16 protein-coding genes are annotated in these 15,748 nt (G+C 71.0%); 3 read left to right on the top strand and 13 right to left on the bottom strand.

All coding sequences use genetic code 11. The annotated features are described in order from the left end of the window. Positions 1 to 343 precede the first annotated feature (343 nt). Together KALB_RS22570 and KALB_RS22575 are read left to right on the top strand one after the other, a co-directional pair. Positions 344 to 865, top strand: coding sequence for an ANTAR domain-containing protein (locus tag KALB_RS22570; RefSeq protein ID WP_025357985.1), 522 nt, complete (start codon positions 344 to 346; stop codon positions 863 to 865). Positions 866 to 913: 48 nt separating this feature from the next. Beyond that, the gene (locus KALB_RS22575; RefSeq protein WP_236649989.1) at positions 914 to 1,645 is read left to right on the top strand and encodes a GAF and ANTAR domain-containing protein; all 732 of its coding nucleotides are present in this window, start codon (positions 914 to 916) and stop codon (positions 1,643 to 1,645) included. A gap of 10 nt (positions 1,646 to 1,655) precedes the next feature. Here KALB_RS22575 and KALB_RS47670 read toward each other — a convergent pair whose 3' ends face one another. The 9 genes from KALB_RS47670 to KALB_RS49295 form a co-directional block, all read right to left on the bottom strand. After that, the gene (locus KALB_RS47670; RefSeq protein WP_158510785.1) at positions 1,656 to 1,811 is read right to left on the bottom strand and encodes a hypothetical protein; all 156 of its coding nucleotides are present in this window, start codon (positions 1,809 to 1,811) and stop codon (positions 1,656 to 1,658) included. Positions 1,812 to 2,012: 201 nt separating this feature from the next. Further along, positions 2,013 to 3,599 carry a fused response regulator/phosphatase gene (locus KALB_RS22585; RefSeq protein ID WP_025357988.1) on the bottom strand — a complete coding sequence of 529 codons (1,587 nt, stop codon included), beginning with the start codon at positions 3,597 to 3,599 and terminating at the stop codon, positions 2,013 to 2,015. Then, positions 3,596 to 5,314 carry an ATP-binding response regulator gene (locus tag KALB_RS22590; protein ID WP_025357989.1) on the bottom strand — a complete coding sequence of 573 codons (1,719 nt, stop codon included), beginning with the start codon at positions 5,312 to 5,314 and terminating at the stop codon, positions 3,596 to 3,598. The genes KALB_RS22585 and KALB_RS22590 overlap by 4 nt, the downstream gene beginning before the upstream one ends. After that, entirely contained in the window at positions 5,311 to 6,348 is a 1,038-nt protein-coding gene (locus KALB_RS22595; RefSeq protein WP_025357990.1) for an ATP-binding SpoIIE family protein phosphatase, read from the bottom strand. The genes KALB_RS22590 and KALB_RS22595 overlap by 4 nt, the downstream gene beginning before the upstream one ends. Positions 6,349 to 6,353: 5 nt before the next feature. Then, complete coding sequence (locus KALB_RS22600; RefSeq protein ID WP_025357991.1) at positions 6,354 to 6,767, bottom strand: ATP-binding protein; 414 nt, start codon at positions 6,765 to 6,767, stop codon at positions 6,354 to 6,356. Further along, a complete protein-coding gene (locus KALB_RS22605; protein ID WP_169743531.1) occupies positions 6,764 to 7,177 on the bottom strand; it encodes an STAS domain-containing protein in 414 nt (137 codons plus the stop codon). Before KALB_RS22605 ends, KALB_RS22600 begins: the two co-directional genes overlap by 4 nt. Further along, positions 7,177 to 8,034 carry an STAS domain-containing protein gene (locus KALB_RS22610; RefSeq protein WP_030111315.1) on the bottom strand — a complete coding sequence of 286 codons (858 nt, stop codon included), beginning with the start codon at positions 8,032 to 8,034 and terminating at the stop codon, positions 7,177 to 7,179. Before KALB_RS22610 ends, KALB_RS22605 begins: the two co-directional genes overlap by 1 nt. 87 nt (positions 8,035 to 8,121) lie before the next feature. After that, on the bottom strand, positions 8,122 to 8,799 hold the full coding sequence (locus KALB_RS22615) for a glycosyltransferase family 2 protein (RefSeq protein WP_030111316.1): 678 nt from the start codon (positions 8,797 to 8,799) through the stop codon (positions 8,122 to 8,124). Then, positions 8,796 to 10,958 (bottom strand): PIG-L family deacetylase, encoded by a 2,163-nt coding sequence (locus KALB_RS49295; RefSeq protein WP_236649990.1) that lies wholly within the window; start codon positions 10,956 to 10,958, stop codon positions 8,796 to 8,798. The genes KALB_RS22615 and KALB_RS49295 overlap by 4 nt, the downstream gene beginning before the upstream one ends. 107 nt (positions 10,959 to 11,065) lie before the next feature. On the opposite strand from KALB_RS49295, the gene KALB_RS22630 reads away from it, so the two are divergent. After that, positions 11,066 to 11,251 (top strand): CsbD family protein, encoded by a 186-nt coding sequence (locus tag KALB_RS22630; protein ID WP_025357993.1) that lies wholly within the window; start codon positions 11,066 to 11,068, stop codon positions 11,249 to 11,251. An 84-nt stretch (positions 11,252 to 11,335) separates the two neighbouring features. Here KALB_RS22630 and KALB_RS22635 read toward each other — a convergent pair whose 3' ends face one another. The 4 genes from KALB_RS22635 to KALB_RS22650 are packed head-to-tail and all read right to left on the bottom strand — an operon-like array spanning position 11,336 to position 15,684. Continuing rightward, positions 11,336 to 11,788, bottom strand: coding sequence for a DUF6328 family protein (locus KALB_RS22635; RefSeq protein WP_025357994.1), 453 nt, complete (start codon positions 11,786 to 11,788; stop codon positions 11,336 to 11,338). Then, positions 11,781 to 13,430 carry an aa3-type cytochrome oxidase subunit I gene (ctaD, locus tag KALB_RS22640; protein ID WP_025357995.1) on the bottom strand — a complete coding sequence of 550 codons (1,650 nt, stop codon included), beginning with the start codon at positions 13,428 to 13,430 and terminating at the stop codon, positions 11,781 to 11,783. The genes KALB_RS22635 and ctaD overlap by 8 nt, the downstream gene beginning before the upstream one ends. Then, on the bottom strand, positions 13,430 to 15,220 hold the full coding sequence (locus KALB_RS22645; RefSeq protein WP_025357996.1) for a thiamine pyrophosphate-requiring protein: 1,791 nt from the start codon (positions 15,218 to 15,220) through the stop codon (positions 13,430 to 13,432). Before KALB_RS22645 ends, ctaD begins: the two co-directional genes overlap by 1 nt. Continuing rightward, positions 15,217 to 15,684 carry a ferritin-like domain-containing protein gene (locus KALB_RS22650; protein ID WP_025357997.1) on the bottom strand — a complete coding sequence of 156 codons (468 nt, stop codon included), beginning with the start codon at positions 15,682 to 15,684 and terminating at the stop codon, positions 15,217 to 15,219. The genes KALB_RS22645 and KALB_RS22650 overlap by 4 nt, the downstream gene beginning before the upstream one ends. Positions 15,685 to 15,748: the final 64 nt, after the last annotated feature.

The following is a 15,748-nucleotide window of genomic DNA, read 5'->3' on the forward strand; positions in this document are numbered from 1 at the left end:
GTCCGGGGCGCTCACCGTCCACTCCCGACTGCACGCGGCTTTCACCGCCGCCGAGCGGTTGTTCCGGGCACTGGACAGCCGGGACGCCACCGGCCAAGCCAACGGCATCCTGATGGCCCGGAGCGGGATCAGCGCGAAGGGGTCAGGCGATCAACCTCAAACCGCGCTACCTCGCCGAGACGGTGACCTCCCGTTTCACCGAGATCGAGGACCTCGTCGACCACCGGTTGAAGCCGCACAGCCACGGCTGCGCGGCACCTCGGCACCGACCGCGGGATGATGGACTCCCGCCAGGGCGGCCCGACCGAGGGTTGTAGTCGGTCGAGCGCGGAGGTAACAGGCGGTGGACGGACAGCGCCGGGACCGGCTGTGGCAGCGCGTAGCCGAGCGTGCGGGTGACCGCGACTTCTCCGGCTGGGCGGGGGGCGGTGTGCGCTGTCGCGCTGATCAGATCTCGGTGGACGCCGTGGCGATCGGCACCGGGCTGGCAGCGGCGTTCGCCTTTCCCCTGCGGGGCGGCGCGATCCAGCTGGGCACGCTCAGCCTGTACCGCAGGCTGCCGGGACCGCTGGCGCAGGACGAACTCGCCGACGCCGCGGTGCTGGCGGAGTTGGCGACCACCGCGCTGCTGACCGACGCCGCGGAGGAGGCCGCGGACCAGGCCGAGTGGATCAAGCAGGACAACCCGGGCCACTACGACGCGGTGAACATCGCCACCGGCATGCTCGCGGCCCAGTTGCACATCAGCATGGAGGACGCGTTCCTGCGGCTGCGCGCGCACGCGTTCAGCCACAACCGCCCGCTGCTCGAGGTCGCACAGGACGTGCTGAACCGCAGCCTGCACTTCGAAACGCCACAGGAGTGAGGAATGACCGCTCTGCGTGAACCACGCGCGGCGCCGCATGCTGACTTGGTGAGGACCGCGCCGGAAGTGTTCAGCGACTGCGTCGCCGCCATCACCGCGCGACTCGCCGCCCGTCACGACAGGCTGAGCGTGCTCGACGCGGTCATCACCGCGTACGGGGACCTGCTCGCCCCGGCCGTCTCGGGGACCCTGATCGCCGATCCCCGCGGCGGGTACGCGCTGCTCTCCGCCTCCGACGATCGGGTGCGGTTCATCGAGTTGCCGCAGATCCAGTTCGACCAGGGCCCCTGCCTGGACAGCATCACCGGCAACACCCTGGTCGACAGCCTCGACCTCGAAGCTGACCGCGTACGGTGGCCGCGCTTCGCCAAGGCCGCCGCGAACGAGGGCATCCGGTCCGCCTACGCGTTCCCGCTGAGCCTGGACGGCCGGGCGGTCGGCGGCATCAACCTGTTCTTCACCCGCCGCACGGAGCTGGTCGGCTGGCAGCTGCGTCTCGGGCAGTCGCTGGCGAACCTCGCGACCCTCGGCCTGACGCAGGAACGCGACCCGCGCCGGGTGGAACGGCTGGCCGAGCAGACCATGACCGCGCTCAACGACCGCGTGCACATCGGGCAGGCCATCGGGGTGCTCGCCGGCGACCTCGGGCTGACGCCCGAGGTCGCCCGCCACTGGCTGTACGAGTACAGCTCGCGAACCGGTCGCTCACCGCGCGAACTCGCCCAGGCGCTGACCGACGGCTCCCTTGCTCCCGCCGACCTGGTCGCGCAGGACGGCTGACCGCTGGAAGTCACTCCCAGCCCGCGTCGGGGTCGCTCAGCCCTTCCGCCGCGGCGTCGACGGCGCCGATCATGCGGATCGCCTCGGTGCCCTGGCTGTGCAGCGCGTGCATGTCCGCCCGGGCCTGCTGCTGCCCGCAGGATTGCCAGACCTGCAGGATTCCCAACCCCTCGCTACGAGCTGTCCGCAGCGCGACCAGGAGCAGGAGGCGTCGTGCCGCTGCCTCTTGGCGTGGTCCGAATTCAGGTGTGAGGGGCACACCGACCACCCTCCCCCACGAACCAGGTGAGTACCAGCCTCCGCTGACAACCCCAGTGGCAGAAGTGCGAGGTTGGCCAGTCGACGCCAGCGGCCGCGCGGGCGCGGGTCAGGGGCTGCCGGGCCGCTGCAGCACGAGCACGGCGATGTCATCGTCCTTGCCCTGGCCGAACTGGGCCAACAGCCTGCCGCACAAGGCGTCCGGACTCTCGTCACCGAGCATGCCCGCCCGCAGGACCTCCAGGTCCTCGTCCAGCGGCACCCCGCGCCGCTCGACCAGTCCGTCGGTCATCAGCACGACCGAGGTGCCCGGTGGCAGCGGCAGCACGGTCGAGGGCGGCCTGGGCACACCGATGCCGAGCAGTGCTCCGGGCAGGGGCACGTACCGAGCCCCGTCGGCGTCCACGAACAGCGGCGGGATGTGTCCCGCGTTGGCGATCTCCACGGTTCCCGCACCGGGGTCGACCACCATCAGGCAGACCGTGGTGAACCCAGTGGGGTGGAACCGCCGCAGCATGGCGTCCAGCCGGAGCAGGATCTCCGCGGGACCGTGCCCGTCCACGGCGTAGGCCCGCAGTGCGTGCCGGACCTCGCCCATCACCGTGGCCGCCTCGATGGAGTGGCCGGTGACGTCGCCGATCGCCACGAGCAGGCGGTCCCCCAGCTCGGTGACCTCGTAGAAGTCCCCGCCGATCTCGGCGGCGTCGGATGCGGGCACGTAGCGGGCGGCCATCAGCAGGTCCTCGCGGTGCGGCAGGCCTCTGGGCAGCAGGCTGCGCTGGAGGGTCAGCGCGAGGGTGTGCTCGGCGGCGTAGGCACGCAGCCCCTGGGCCGCGACCGCGGTGGCCTGCCCCAGTTGCAGCAGCAGGTCGTGGTCCTCAGGCAGTGCCGCAGCCTCGGCGGGCAGCGCGATGCAGCAGGGCGGCTGGTCCAGCTTGGTGCGCACCACCACGGCCACCGCCTGGTCACCGGTGGGGCTGTCGGCGGCGGCGAGCGTGACCAGTGCCGCGCCGACCTGACCGTCGAAAGCCTGCTCCGCCAGGCGTTCCAGCAGACCGGACTGCTCCTCGTGGGTGCTCACCCGCTGGTCCGGTCCCTCGGTGGTGGCCTGCCACTCCCGGCCGTCGGAGAGGGCCAGCAGCACCGAGGTCCCACTGTCGAAGATCGTCGCGGCACCGCGTACCGCCGCCGTGATCAGCGCGGAGAAGGTGGTCGCCGCGTTGACCAGCAAGCTGGAGCGGGTGAGCTGGTTGAGCCTGCGGGCCAGCCGTTCGGCGGCGGAGCGGGCCCGGTAGTAGCGCAGGGCGGCGGTCACCGTGGCGAGCAGTTCGGTGGGATCCACCGGTTCACTCATGAACGCGTCAGCGCCGCGCGTCAGCCCCTGCGCGCGTTCGGCGGGGTCCACCAGCGTGGCCGAGACGTGGATGACCGGCAGCACCGCGGTGGCCGGGTCCTCCTTGATCCGCTCGCAGACCTCGAACCCGCTGATGTCGGGCAGGTTCACGTCCAGCACGACCAGGTCGACCGCCTGCTCGCGCAGCACTGCCAGCGCGCTGGTGCCGTCCGCGGCCTCCACGACCTCGTGCCGGTCGCGGCGCAGCCAACTGGCGGTGATGTAGCGGCTGGCCTCGTTGTCGTCCACGACCAGGATCCGCGCGGGCAGGTCCGCGGAGATGTGGCGCAGGTGCGGGCTCACGACCGGTCCACGAGCAGGCCCAACGCCCGGCGCAGAGCCTCGCCCACCGTGTCCGGGGACAGCCTCGACTTGTGCAGCACCGTCACCAGTGGGGCGGTGGGCGCCTCCACGGCGTCGGCGGCGGTGAGCACCACGGCCGGGACCACGGCCAGCTCGCCCTCCCGCCACGCGGACAGCCGCTGCCAGCCCTCGGCCTCCTCGAACACCACCACGTCCGGGTGCGCCTGCCGTGTGGCGACCAGCGCGGACTCCACGTCTCCCGCCTCCAGCACCCGCTGCGCCAGCGGCACGATCAGGTGGCGCAACCGGGTGCGCAGGGTGTCGTCGTCGACCACGAGCAGGACGGTACCCACACCGGGCTCCGGCGACACCTCGGCGGGCAGCCGGAGCACGACCTCGGTGCCCGCGCCGACCGTGCTGGACAGGGTGAGCTCCCCGCCGAGCACCTCGGCGAGCCTGCGCGCGTAGGGCAGGCCGAGCCCGGTGCCCGCGCTGCGGGCCTGCAACGGGTTGGGCACCTGGTGGAACTCCTCGAACACCAGGTGCTCCTGGTCGCTGGGGATGCCGATGCCGGTGTCGCTGACGGTGAACCGCCACCAGCCGGTGTCCGGCTCGGGCTCGGCGGTCAGCCGGACCTCACCGCGCTCGGTGAACTTCAACCCGTTGGACAGCAGGTTGCGCAGCACGTGCACGAGCATGGTCTCGTCGGTGACCAGGCACGCCGGGTCAGCGGGCGGTTCCACGCGCAGCGCCACCGCCGAGTGCGCCGAGGTGGGCCGCAGCGTGTCGTGCAGCCCGGCGAAGACCAACCGCAGGTCGACCGGGGCCGCCTTCACCTCCAGCCGTCCGGACTCGGCCTTGGCCACGTCCAGCAGTTGGCCGATCAGGGCGAGCAGGTTCTCCGCGGAGCGGTTGATCAGGCTCAACTGCCGGTGCTGCTCGGGGCCGAGCGGGTCGCCGCCGGGGCCGAGCAGCAGCCTGGCCAGGCCCACCACCGAGTTGACCGGGGTGCGCAGCTCGTGGCTCACGCTGGACCAGAACCGGGTCTTGGCCTCGCTGGCCTGGGTCAGCTCGCGGGACTTCTGGTCCAGTTCCGCGTAGAGCGCCAGCACGCCCTGGTTGGTCTGGTCCAGTTCGCTGGACAGCTCCGAGTACAGCGCCAGCACGCCCCGGTTGGTCTCCTCCAGCTCCTCGTTGAGCCGGACCAGCTCACGCTGCTTGCGCTCCAGGTTGTCCAGGGTGACCAGCAGGTCCTGGTTCTGGGCCCGCAGCTCGTCCAGTGCGGAGGCGGGGCGCAGCTCGGACAGCTCGGCGCGCAGCCGCTCCAGCTGGGGCACCGTGGGCGGCAAGCTGTCCATGGGCAGCTTCTTGCGCAGGGTCAGCACCTGGAACTCAGCGCGGGCCGAGGGCACCACCTCGTCCAGCAGCCGGGTCGCGGCGGCCCAGCCGGGCAGTTCCGGGCACACCCGCTCGCCCGGCCAGACCAGCTCGACGTCCAGTGCGGCGGGCCGGTCCGCGCTGAGTCGGAAGGTGGCGGTGACCTCGCTGCTGCCGCCGAGCAGGATGCGGCCCAGGTCGGACAGGGCGGTGGCGACCCGGATCTGGTCCTGGGCGTCCAGTCCGGCCGCGCGGGCGACCTCCCTGCCCCGCTGGCGGAGCAGGAACACGTCGGAGTCCTCGTGCAGTTGCAGGGCGAGCAAGGTCTGTCCGGTCACGGCTGCCCCACTCGTGCCACGAGCACGCACGCGTCGTCGCGGCGCACTCCCGCCTCGCGCAGCAGCGCCCCGGCGACCAGCAGCGGTGGCGCGGCCAGCAGTCGCTCGCGGCCGTCGACAGACCACCGGTCGGTGAGCCCGTCGGAGTGCAGCACCACCAGTGACCCCGGTGGGGCCTCGTAGTCGAAGCCGCGGAACGTGCGCGCCTGGTAACCGGCGATGCCCGGTAGGGACACCATGCCGCGACGGCCCTGCTCGGAGAGCACGCTGCCCACGACGTTGCCGATGCCCGCGAACCGCACGGTGCCCGCGGCCTGGTCGATCCGGGCGACCGAGACGGCGCCGCCCCGGGTGCCAACCAGCGCGGTGTGGATGCGCTGCACGGCCACCTCGGGGGCGCACGGGTCACCCTCGCAGAACACGGCGACAGCTCGCTGCGAGGCGGTGGCCGCCATCGGTCCGTGCCCCGAGCCGTCGCACAGCATCAGCGTGAGCTGGTCGCCGTCCTGGCGCACGGCGTAGGCGTCCCCGCAGACCGGCTCGTGCGCCAGCGCACGGGTCAGGCCGGCTGCCGTGGTGCCCGGGTCGACGGGGTGCCGGGTGGCGTGGAACCTCGTGGCGAAACCGGTGCCCAGGCCCACCTCGGACAGCACCGCGAACGAGTCCGCCAGCCGGGTCACCGCGCCAAGGCCGATGCCCAGCGTGCCCGTGGTGGACTGGCCGTCGCGCAGGCACGTCTCCGGGTCGATCATGCCCGGTCCGCTGTCCACGGCGAGCAACTCGACCAGGGGCTGATCCGCCTGCACCGAGCGCAGCAGCACGACACCGCGCACGGCGTGCTTGCACAGGTTGGTAGCCAGCTCAGTGGCCACGATCCCGATCTCAGCGACCCGGGAGGGCGGGAACCCCAGCCGCTGGGCCAACGCGCTGACCCTGCGGCGCACCGCACCCACCGCAGCGGGGTCCTCCACCGGCAGCCACGCCTCGTCCTGCACTGTGGGCAGGCACCCCGTGGCGCGCGTGGGCTCGGTCATCCGGGTTACCGCGCCCATTTGGTGATGGTGACCGCCGTGCCGCGGCCCACTTCGGTCTCCAACTCGAACTCGTCCACCAGGCGGCGTGCCCCGCTGAGCCCGAGCCCCAGCCCGCTGCCGCTGGTCCACCCGTCGGTCAACGCCAGTTCGACGTCGGAGATGCCCGGTCCGTCGTCGGCGAAACGGGCCCGCACGCCCACCCGCCTGCCGTTGCCGACCAGTTCGACCACCGCTTGACCGCCGCCCCCGTAGTTGACGGCGTTGCGGGCCAGTTCGCTGGCCGCCGTGACCAGCTTGGTCTGGTCCACCAGCGAGAGCTTGGCCCGCAGCGCGAAGCCGCGGACCACCTGCCGCACCCGCACCACGTCCTCGTCACCGGCGATCACCAGTTCGTCCCGCTCACCGGTGGGTGCGGTCACGAGTTCGCCTGAACGGGCTCGTCGAGGTCGTCCAGCCCCTCGGCCAGCTCCCGCTCAGCGGCCAGCTTGCCCAGGATCGCCAGCCCCTTCTCCAGGTTCAGCGCGGTGCGCACCTGGCCCAGGGTCAGGCCCAGCTCCACCAGGGTGATCGCCACCGCGGGCCGCATGCCGACCACCACGGTGTCGGCGTCGAACAGCCGCGAGGTGGCGGCGATGGTCGCGAACATGCGGCCGATGAAGGAGTCCACGATCTCCACGGCGGAGATGTCGATGATCACGCCGTGCGCCCCGGTGGCGCTGATCTGCTCGGCCAGGTCCTCCTGCAGCGCGAGCACGCTCTGGTCCTGCAGGTCGATCTGGATGGAGACCAGCAGCACCTGGCCGATCTTGAGGATGGGGATGCGGTCCATCAGCCCACCTGCGCCCGCTTGCGCACCACGTCGACCCCGGAGCGGCGCATCGCGTACAGCAGCGCGTCGGCCAGGCTCGCCTTGGTGGTGATGTCGCCGAACTCGATGCCCAGTTCCACGATGGTCTGCGCGATCTGCGGCCGGATGCCGGAGATCGTGCACTCCGCACCCATCAGCCGGGCGGCCATCACCGTTTTGAGCAGGTGCTGGGCCACCTGGGTGTCCACCGCGAGCACACCGGTGATGTCCACGATCGCCTGCTCGGCACCGGTCTCGACCAGCGCCTCCAGCAACTTCTCCATGACGACCTGGGTGCGCGCCGAGTCCAGGGTGCCCACCAGGGGCACGGCCAGCACGCCGTCCCAGAGCCGCACCACCGGGGTGGTCAGCTCCAGCAGCTGCTCGGCCTGCTGGGCGATGACCTCCTCGCGGGCGCGGGCGTAGCACTCGAAGGTCCACAGGCCGAGGGTGTCCAACAGCAGGGTGAACTCGATGACCTCGCGCAAGCCGGTGTCCCCGGTGCGCTGGCCACTTGTCTCCAACATGGCGCGCTTGAGGGCGAACACCCCGACCACGGTCTCCGAGGGGGTGAACCCCAGCCGCGCCCTGTTCCGGGACAGTTCCTCCAGCGCGGCCCTGACCTCGACGAAGGCCGGGTCCTGGAAGTCGCGGCTGCCGGTGGACACCGCGGCCACCAGCGTGTCGAACAGCTCGCGGCACTCCCTGGTGAGCTCAGCCTCGCTGACCTTGCCGCGCAGCGGCGCGCTGGTCAGGGCGACCCACCGGGCGATCAGGACGTCGGCGTCCTTGCTCAGCAAAACTGCCAAGCTGTCGGTATCGCCTGCGTCGACTGACATCCTGCCTCCTCGAAGCTGCTGACTCGCGGTGAACCCTACTTGCGCACCGCACCGGCCGTACGAACGAGCCGCCGACCGGCTGGGGTATCACGAGATCAGACCGGCCAGCAGGTCGGCAACCCCACCGGTGGCCCGCCCGTGCCGCCGGGAACTGGTCAGCACTGGCGCCGCGACGCCGGTGACGAGTATGTGCCCGGCCAGCCGCAGGCGGTCCCAGAGGTCCTGGTCCTCACCGGTGGCCAGGGCCGCGAACCCGCCGACCGCCAGGTAGGCGTCGGCCCGCACGCCCAGGTTCGCGCCGTAGACGTGCTCACGGCTCGGATCACCCGCGACCGCCAGGTACCGCAGGCGGGTCCGCTCGGTGTGGCCCGCCCAGTCGGTGATCTCGGTCGCCCCGGCGTAGCCGCACACCCCGCGCGCGGCCTGGGCCAGGTGATCACGCACCCAGCCCGGCCGCACCACGGAGTCGGCATCCGTGCTGAGCAGCCAACTCCGCCGCGCGGGCACACCGAGGGCCGCCAGCGCGGCGCGTGCACCGAGGTCGCGGAGCGTCCCCAGCGGGAGATCGGCCCGGTTGACCAGCAGCCTGGCCCACGGGGCGCTGCGGCGGGCGATCCGCTCGGTGTCGTCGGTGCAGCGGTCCAGCACCACGCACACCGCCGACCGCACCTCACCCGGCAGTGCGACCCGGATCGCGTCCAGGCAGGCCGCGATCGTGTCCTGTTCGTCCCGCGCGGGCACGACGACGGCGACCCCGCGGATCACCGGCGCCTCAACACGTCCAGCAGGAACTGATCGTCCACATGGGACACGACCTTGACGAGCCCGGGGCGTGCGGCCACCCGCTCGTGTGCGGCGGCGCCATCCCGCACGGCCTCCGGCGCCCACGGCCGCCAGTGCACGAGGAGCAGATCACCGCCCGGTTCCAGCACCTCGGTCACCGCGTCCAGCGTGCGGTCCAGCTCATCGTCGGACAGGTAGTACAGGATCTCGCTCAGCACGACGAGATCCGCCCGCTCGGGGCCGAACCCCTCGGGCAGGGTGGCTTGGCGGACAGCGACCCCGCTGTGCCGACGTGCCGCGGCCACCGCCTCGGCAACGGGGTCGAAGGCGTCCACACGGGTGCAGCGGGCCGCCAGCTCGCGGGTGAGCGCGCCGGCGCCACACGCCGGTTCGACGGCGAACTCGTAGTGCTGCCTTGGCAGTGCGGCCAGCACGAGTGCCCGCTTGCGCTGTTCGTACGGGCTGGTCGCCGTGCGCCACGGGTCCGGGTCGGCGGCGTACAGGGCGCTGAACCGGGCCAGCGGCGCGCTCTCCCGTCGCGGCTCGCGGAACAGCACCTCCTCGTCCCGCTCGAAGTGGGCCAGGACCTCTGGCGGCAGGATGGGCGGCTCACCGTTGGGGCCGCGCACCAACTGGGAGTCGAACGCCCGCAGCGCGGCGGACTTGCCCTGCCGCACCGGGTCCGTGAGCGGCACACGATGGGCACGCTGCCAGGGGATGGCCGGATCGGTGGTGGACATCCAGTGCCACATCCAGATCGGGTACGACCAGCGGTGTGCCGTCACCGGGGCGGCTGCCAGTGCGGCCCCGGCCACGGCCCGGTGGTCCGGGTGCGGGTCACCCGGCCAGGGCAGCAGGCAGCAGTCCGCGTCCGCCAGCAGCTCACGCAGCCGTTCGGTCAGTTCCGCTTCGTGGTGTGCCAGGCCGGAATCCGGCAACCCGAGCCAGTGCACCTCCGCGTCGTGCACCCCCAGTTCGGCCAACGCCTCGGCCAGTTCACGGCGTCGCCGACGTCCCAGCTCCGCGCGGTCCTCCGCCTCAAGCTCGGGGAACGCCGCCTCGCCGTCGCTGGCGACCACCAGCCGGATCGAGGCGCCGAGTTCGTGCAGTTGCCGCAGAACACCGCCGGCACCAAGGGTTTCGTCATCGGGATGGGCCGCGACCGCGGTCACGCGCCGGTACCCGGTGGGGTCGAACACCGGCAGGACACGGCGGTCCTCGCCCCGCACGACCGCGCCGCCCAGCGCCGCCAGGTCCCGCTCCGCGTGGTGCTGCCGCACGTAGACCTGGAGGTCCGCCAGCCGCTGTGCGAAGCCCGCGTCCCGGCACAACGGTGTCGGCCCGGTGATGCGCGGTACCCGGTCGAGCACCTCCCACGCGGCCCGCTCGGCAGCGGCCCGGCACGTCCACACCAGGACTCTGTGGTCACCGCGCGGATCGTCGTCCACGATCTCGGCGGCCTGGTCGAGCAGGGCCTGGGTCGACCGCAACGCCGTGTGCAAGGCGCCCAGGTGCGCCAACTGGTGCTCGTCCGGGGCGCGCAACCCGGCCAGCACTGAGTCGACGACACCCGCCGCGCCGCCCAGCCACACCGCGGCCACGCCCCCGCCGCCGAGCCAGAACCCGGGACGCTCCAGGTAGAAACCCGGTTCGCCCACGATCTGGTCGGCGTGCACGGGCACCTCGTCGAGCACCACGTCGGGGCTGTCCGAGTCCGCCATGCCCAACGCCTGCCAGGTGCCCTCCACCGGCCGCACCCGGTCCTCGCGAAGGTCCACCTCGACCAGCACGCTGCGCCGCTGCTCATCCAGGGCCACGACCAGCGCCCGGTCGATGCCGTGCGCCCCGGAGCAGAACCGTACCGTGCCGGTCAGCCGGTCGCCGCGCAGCACCGCGCCGGTACCGCCGGAGCGCGCGGCCCACACCCCGTAGAGCGCGCCCGGAACGGATTTGCGGTCGGCCTCGGCCAGGATCGCCACGGCATCGCAGTGCCCCTCGGCCACCCGCGCCAGGGGCAGGTCGGTTCTGCCGAGGCGAGCCAGTTCCGACCACCTGCGCCTGGTCGCACCGGATCCGGGCAGGGGCAGGTCGAGCGCTCCCTCGGCGAGCTTCGCGCGGAGGGTCTCCGGATAGTCCAGCATGGACTCGAAATACCCGCGCCAGATACTTCCAATCGTGGTGTTTGAGCACCACTCATCCGGGTATTCCCCAGTAGGTCCCGCGATCCTAGGGAAGGGAAAACACGGACATGAGCACTGGCGACAAGTTCGAGAACAAGGCCGAGGAGCTCAAGGGCAAGGCCAAGGAAGCCGCGGGCAACGCGACCGGCAACGAGCAGCTCCAGGCCGAGGGCAAGGCCGACCAGGCCGCGGGCGGCCTCAAGCAGGCCGGCGAGAAGGTCAAGGATGCGGTCAAGAACGTGTTCAACAAGTAGCGCTCGGCGCCGCGGTACCGGTGCGTCCTCCGCTTCCGGCGGAGGACGCACCGGCTTTTTTCGTGTGCGGGTTGGCCGCGCCGATCAGCGCCGCGCCCACAGCGGAACGCCGAACCACAGCAACAGGTAGAGCAGCGCGATGGCGGCGGAGAGCAGTCCGCCGACCAGGCCGCCGAAAATAGTGTAGCCGATCAGCAGCACGGCACCGGCCATCGCCAGCGCCAGTGCCGTCAGGCCGAGAACGGTCAGCACGGAGCCCCGGTTGACCACGGCTTCGCGGCGGCCACGGCGGAACAGCACACGGTGCCAGGCGACCGGGGCGATCAGCAGGCACACCGCCACCGCGGCCAGCATGACGGTGGTGATGTGCACGATGTGCAGGAAGCCGTCGGCGTGCGCGTAGCGCTCGGTGAAAGCCAACGACAACAGGAAACCGAACAGCACCTGCACTCCGGTCTGGGCGACCCGCAACTCCTGCAACAACTCGTTGAGGTTGCGGGCCAATCGCCGTTGCTCGGAGGCCTCGGGTTCACTCACGTGCGGCGGACCTCACGTGCGGGTAGTGCAGATCAAACGCGGGCCGCTCGGAGCGGATCCGCGGCAGGGCTTGGAAATTGTGCCGCGGTGGCGGGCAACTGGTCGCCCACTCCAGGGCATTGCCGTAGCCCCAGGGGTCGTCCACGGTGACGCGCTCCCCGAACCGGTAGCTGCGCATCACGTTCCAGATGAACGGCAGCATGGACAGGCCCAGCACGTACGAGCCGATCGTGGAGATCGTGTTCAGCGTGGTGAAGCCGTCGGTGGGCAGGTAGTCGCCGTAGCGGCGGGGCATGCCCTCGGCGCCGAGCCAGTGCTGCACCAGGAACGTGGTGTGGAACCCGACGAAGGTCAGCCAGAAGTGCAGCCTGCCTAGCCGCTCGTCCAGCATCCGGCCGGTGAACTTCGGGAACCAGAAGTAGACCCCGGCGAAGGTGGAGAACACGATGGTGCCGAACAGCACGTAGTGCAGGTGTGCGATGACGAAGTAGCTGTCGGTCACGTGGAAGTTCAGCACCGGGGAGGCCAGCAGCACCCCCGACAGGCCGCCGAACAGGAAGGTCAGCAGGAAGCCGATCGACCACAGCATCGGGGACTCGAAGGTCAGCTGCCCCTGCCACATGGTGCCGATCCAGTTGAAGAACTTGATGCCGGTGGGCACGGCGATCAGGTAGCTGGTCAAGGAGAAGAACGGCAGCAGCACCGCCCCCGTGGCGAACATGTGGTGCGCCCACACGGTCACCGACAGGAACGCGATGGCGATGGTGGCGAAGACCAGCCCCCGGTAGCCGAACTGCGGTTTTCGGCTGAACACCGGGAATATCTCCGACACGATGCCGAAGTAGGGCAGGGCAACGATGTAGACCTCGGGGTGGCCGAAGAACCAGAACAGGTGCTGCCACAGGATGGCGCCCCCGTTGGCGGGGTCGAACACGTGCGCGCCCAGGTGCCGGTCGGCCTCCAGACCGAACAGCGCGGAGGTCAGGATCGGGAAGGCCATCAGTACCAGGAACGAGGTGAACAGGATGTTCCAGGTGAAGATCGGCATCCGGAACATGGTCATGCCGGGCGCGCGCAGGCACACCACGGTCGTGATCATGTTGACCGCGCCGAGAATGCTGCTCAGGCCGCTGACGATCAGCCCCGCGGCCCACAGGTCCCCGCCCACCCCCGGCGAGTGGGCGAGGTCGTTGAGCGGGGCGTAGGCGAACCAGCCGAAGTCCGCCGCCCCGCCCGGTGTGGCGAACCCGGCGAGCACGATCAGCCCGCCGAGCAGGTACAGCCAGTAGGACAGGGCGTTCAGGCGCGGGAAGGCCACGTCGGGCGAGCCGATCTGGATGGGCAGCACCAGGTTGGCGAAGCCGAACACGTTCGGGGTCGCGTAGAGCAGCAGCATGATCGTGCCGTGCATGGTGAACAGCTGGTTGTACTGCTCCTGGGAGAGGAACTGGAGACCCGGTGCGGCCAGTTCGGTGCGCATCAGCAGGGCCAGCACCCCACCGACGAGGAAGAACCCGAACGTGGTGGCCAGGTACAGCATGCCGATGCGCTTGTGGTCGGTGGTGCGGAAGTACTCCCCCAGCGCGGATCCGCGCGGGGGCCGCCCGAACCCCAGGACCGTCGGCGCGGTGGAGGTGGCCATCAGCCCCGCCCGGGCAGGAACTCCTGGACCTTGGTGCGTACGCCCTTGGTGAGCAGGTTCCACGCGTCGGGATCGCCCTTGAGCACGGATTCGGCGGCGGACTTGATCTGCTCGAAGGTGGCGTGCGGTGGGATCGGCGGGATGTTCGGGTCGCAGTGCACGTCCAGCAGCACCGGCCGGTCGGCGGCCAGCGCCTCGTCCCAGGCGGCGCCCATCCGCTCGGGATCGGTGACGGTGACGCCGCCGAGCCCGAGCGAGCGGGCGAAGTCGGCGTAGGAGATGTCGGGCAGCACCTGGGACTCCTCGAACTTGGGCGCACCGCCCATCGCCCGCAGCTCCCAGGTGACCTGGTTGAGGTCGTTGTTGTGCAGCACGCAGATCACGCACCGCGGATCGCTGAACCGCGGGTAGTACCGCTTGAGCGTGATCAGCTCGGCCAGCCCGTTCATCTGCATCGCCCCGTCGCCAACCAGCGCGATCGCGGGGCGGTCCGGGTGGGCGAACTTGGCGCCGATCGCGTAGGGCACACCGGGCCCCATCGTCGCCAGCGTGCCCGAGAGGGATCCTCGCATGTTCCCGCGCATCCTGAGTGTGCGCGCGTACCAGTTGGCGGCCGAGCCGGAGTCGGCGGTGACGATGGCGTTGTCCGGGATGCGCGCGGACAGCTCCCAGGTGATGCGCATCGGGTTGATCGGATCGGCGGGCACCATGGCCTCCCGTTCCATGACCTCCCACCAGCGCCGCACGCCCCTCTCCACGCGCTCCCGCCAGGACCTGTCGGACTTCCTCTCCAGCAAGGGGATCAGTGCATCCAAAGTGGACGCTGCGTCGCCGACCAGATTGACCTCGGTCGGGTAGCGCATCCCGATGAACTTGCCGTCGATGTCGATCTGGACCCCACGGGCCTTGCCGAAGGAAGGCAGGAACTGCGAGTACGGGAAGTTGGAGCCCACGATGAGCAGGGTGTCGCAGCCCTCCATCAGCTCGTAGCTGGGCCGGCTGCCCAGCAGCCCGATGGAGCCGGTGACGAAGGGCAGGTCGTCGGGCAGCACGTCCTTGCCCAGCAAGGCCTTGGCCACCCCGGCACCGGTCAGCTCGGCCACCTGGACCACCTGGTCGGCTGCCCGCCGGGCGCCCTGCCCGACCAGGATGGCGACCCGCTCCCCCGCGTTGAGCACCTCGGCGGCGCGCTCGATCTCGGCGGGGTCGGCCGTGGTCACCGAGTGAACCGTGCTCGGCGGGCTGGAGGGCACGTGCTTGAACACGTGCCGCGGCGGGTTGTAGGGCTCCTCCTGCAAGTCGTTGGGGATGATCAGGGCGGTGGGCGCGCGCTCGGCCTGTGCGACGCGGATCGCCCGGTCCAGTGCGTTGGGCAACTGCTCGGACACGTTGACCTCGACGAGGTACTCGCTGGCCACGTCCTTGAACAGGCTCTGTAGGTCCACTTCCTGCTGGTAGCTGCCGCCCATGGCGCTGCGGGCGGTCTGTCCCACGATCGCCACCACCGGCACGTGGTCGAGCTTGGCGTCGTACAGGCCGTTGAGCAGGTGGATGGCCCCCGGCCCGGAGGTCGCCATGCAGACCCCCACCTCGCCGCTGAACTTGGCGTAGCCCACCGCCTGGAACGCCGCCATCTCCTCGTGCCTGGCCTGGATGAACCGGGGCTGGTCCCCGGCCTTGCCGAAGGCGGCGACGATGCCGTTGATGCCGTCACCGGGGTAGCCGAAGACCTGTTCGACGCCCCAGTCGCGCAGCCGTCGCAGCAGGTAGTCGCCCACGGTCTCGCTCATGTGCTCCGCTCCTCGTCCAGTATCGACTCGATCAGGTGGCGGGTCACCGGGTCGCCCTGCCCGATCCAGCCGAGGATGTCCTGGTAGGTCGTGACGACCACGCGCCGGGCGACCCGGTTCTCCTCCACCACGCGGTCCGGGTCCAACCGGTCCGCCCCGTCCGGGCCCTCCTCGGCCACCAGCGCGTTGGCGTCGAACTCGCTGTGCCCGCCGAGGTCGTTCAGCCGCCGAGCGACCCGCAGCGCGTACTCGATCTCCCGGCGGGCGTGCTCGCGCAGTCGCGCGGCGAACTCCGGCCGTCCGATACCGGTCAAGGCCATGGCTTGCCGGTTGTAGCGCAGGAAGCAGGCAGCCTGGATCGCCAGGACGGTGTCGAGCACCTCGGCGAGTTGGCCCTGCATCGCGGCGGCGTGCGCACGAGTCCAGTGCTCGTGCACCTTGGCCTCGAACTCGGCGGCGGTCATGAGGCCCGGATACCCAGCCGGAACGGTTTCACTCACCACCTCGCGGGTAGCTCAGCAAGGAGGC

It is taken from the genome of Kutzneria viridogrisea DSM 43870, assembly GCF_000525635.1.
In the GTDB taxonomy this organism is placed as follows: Bacteria; Actinomycetota; Actinomycetes; order Mycobacteriales; family Pseudonocardiaceae; genus Kutzneria; species Kutzneria viridogrisea.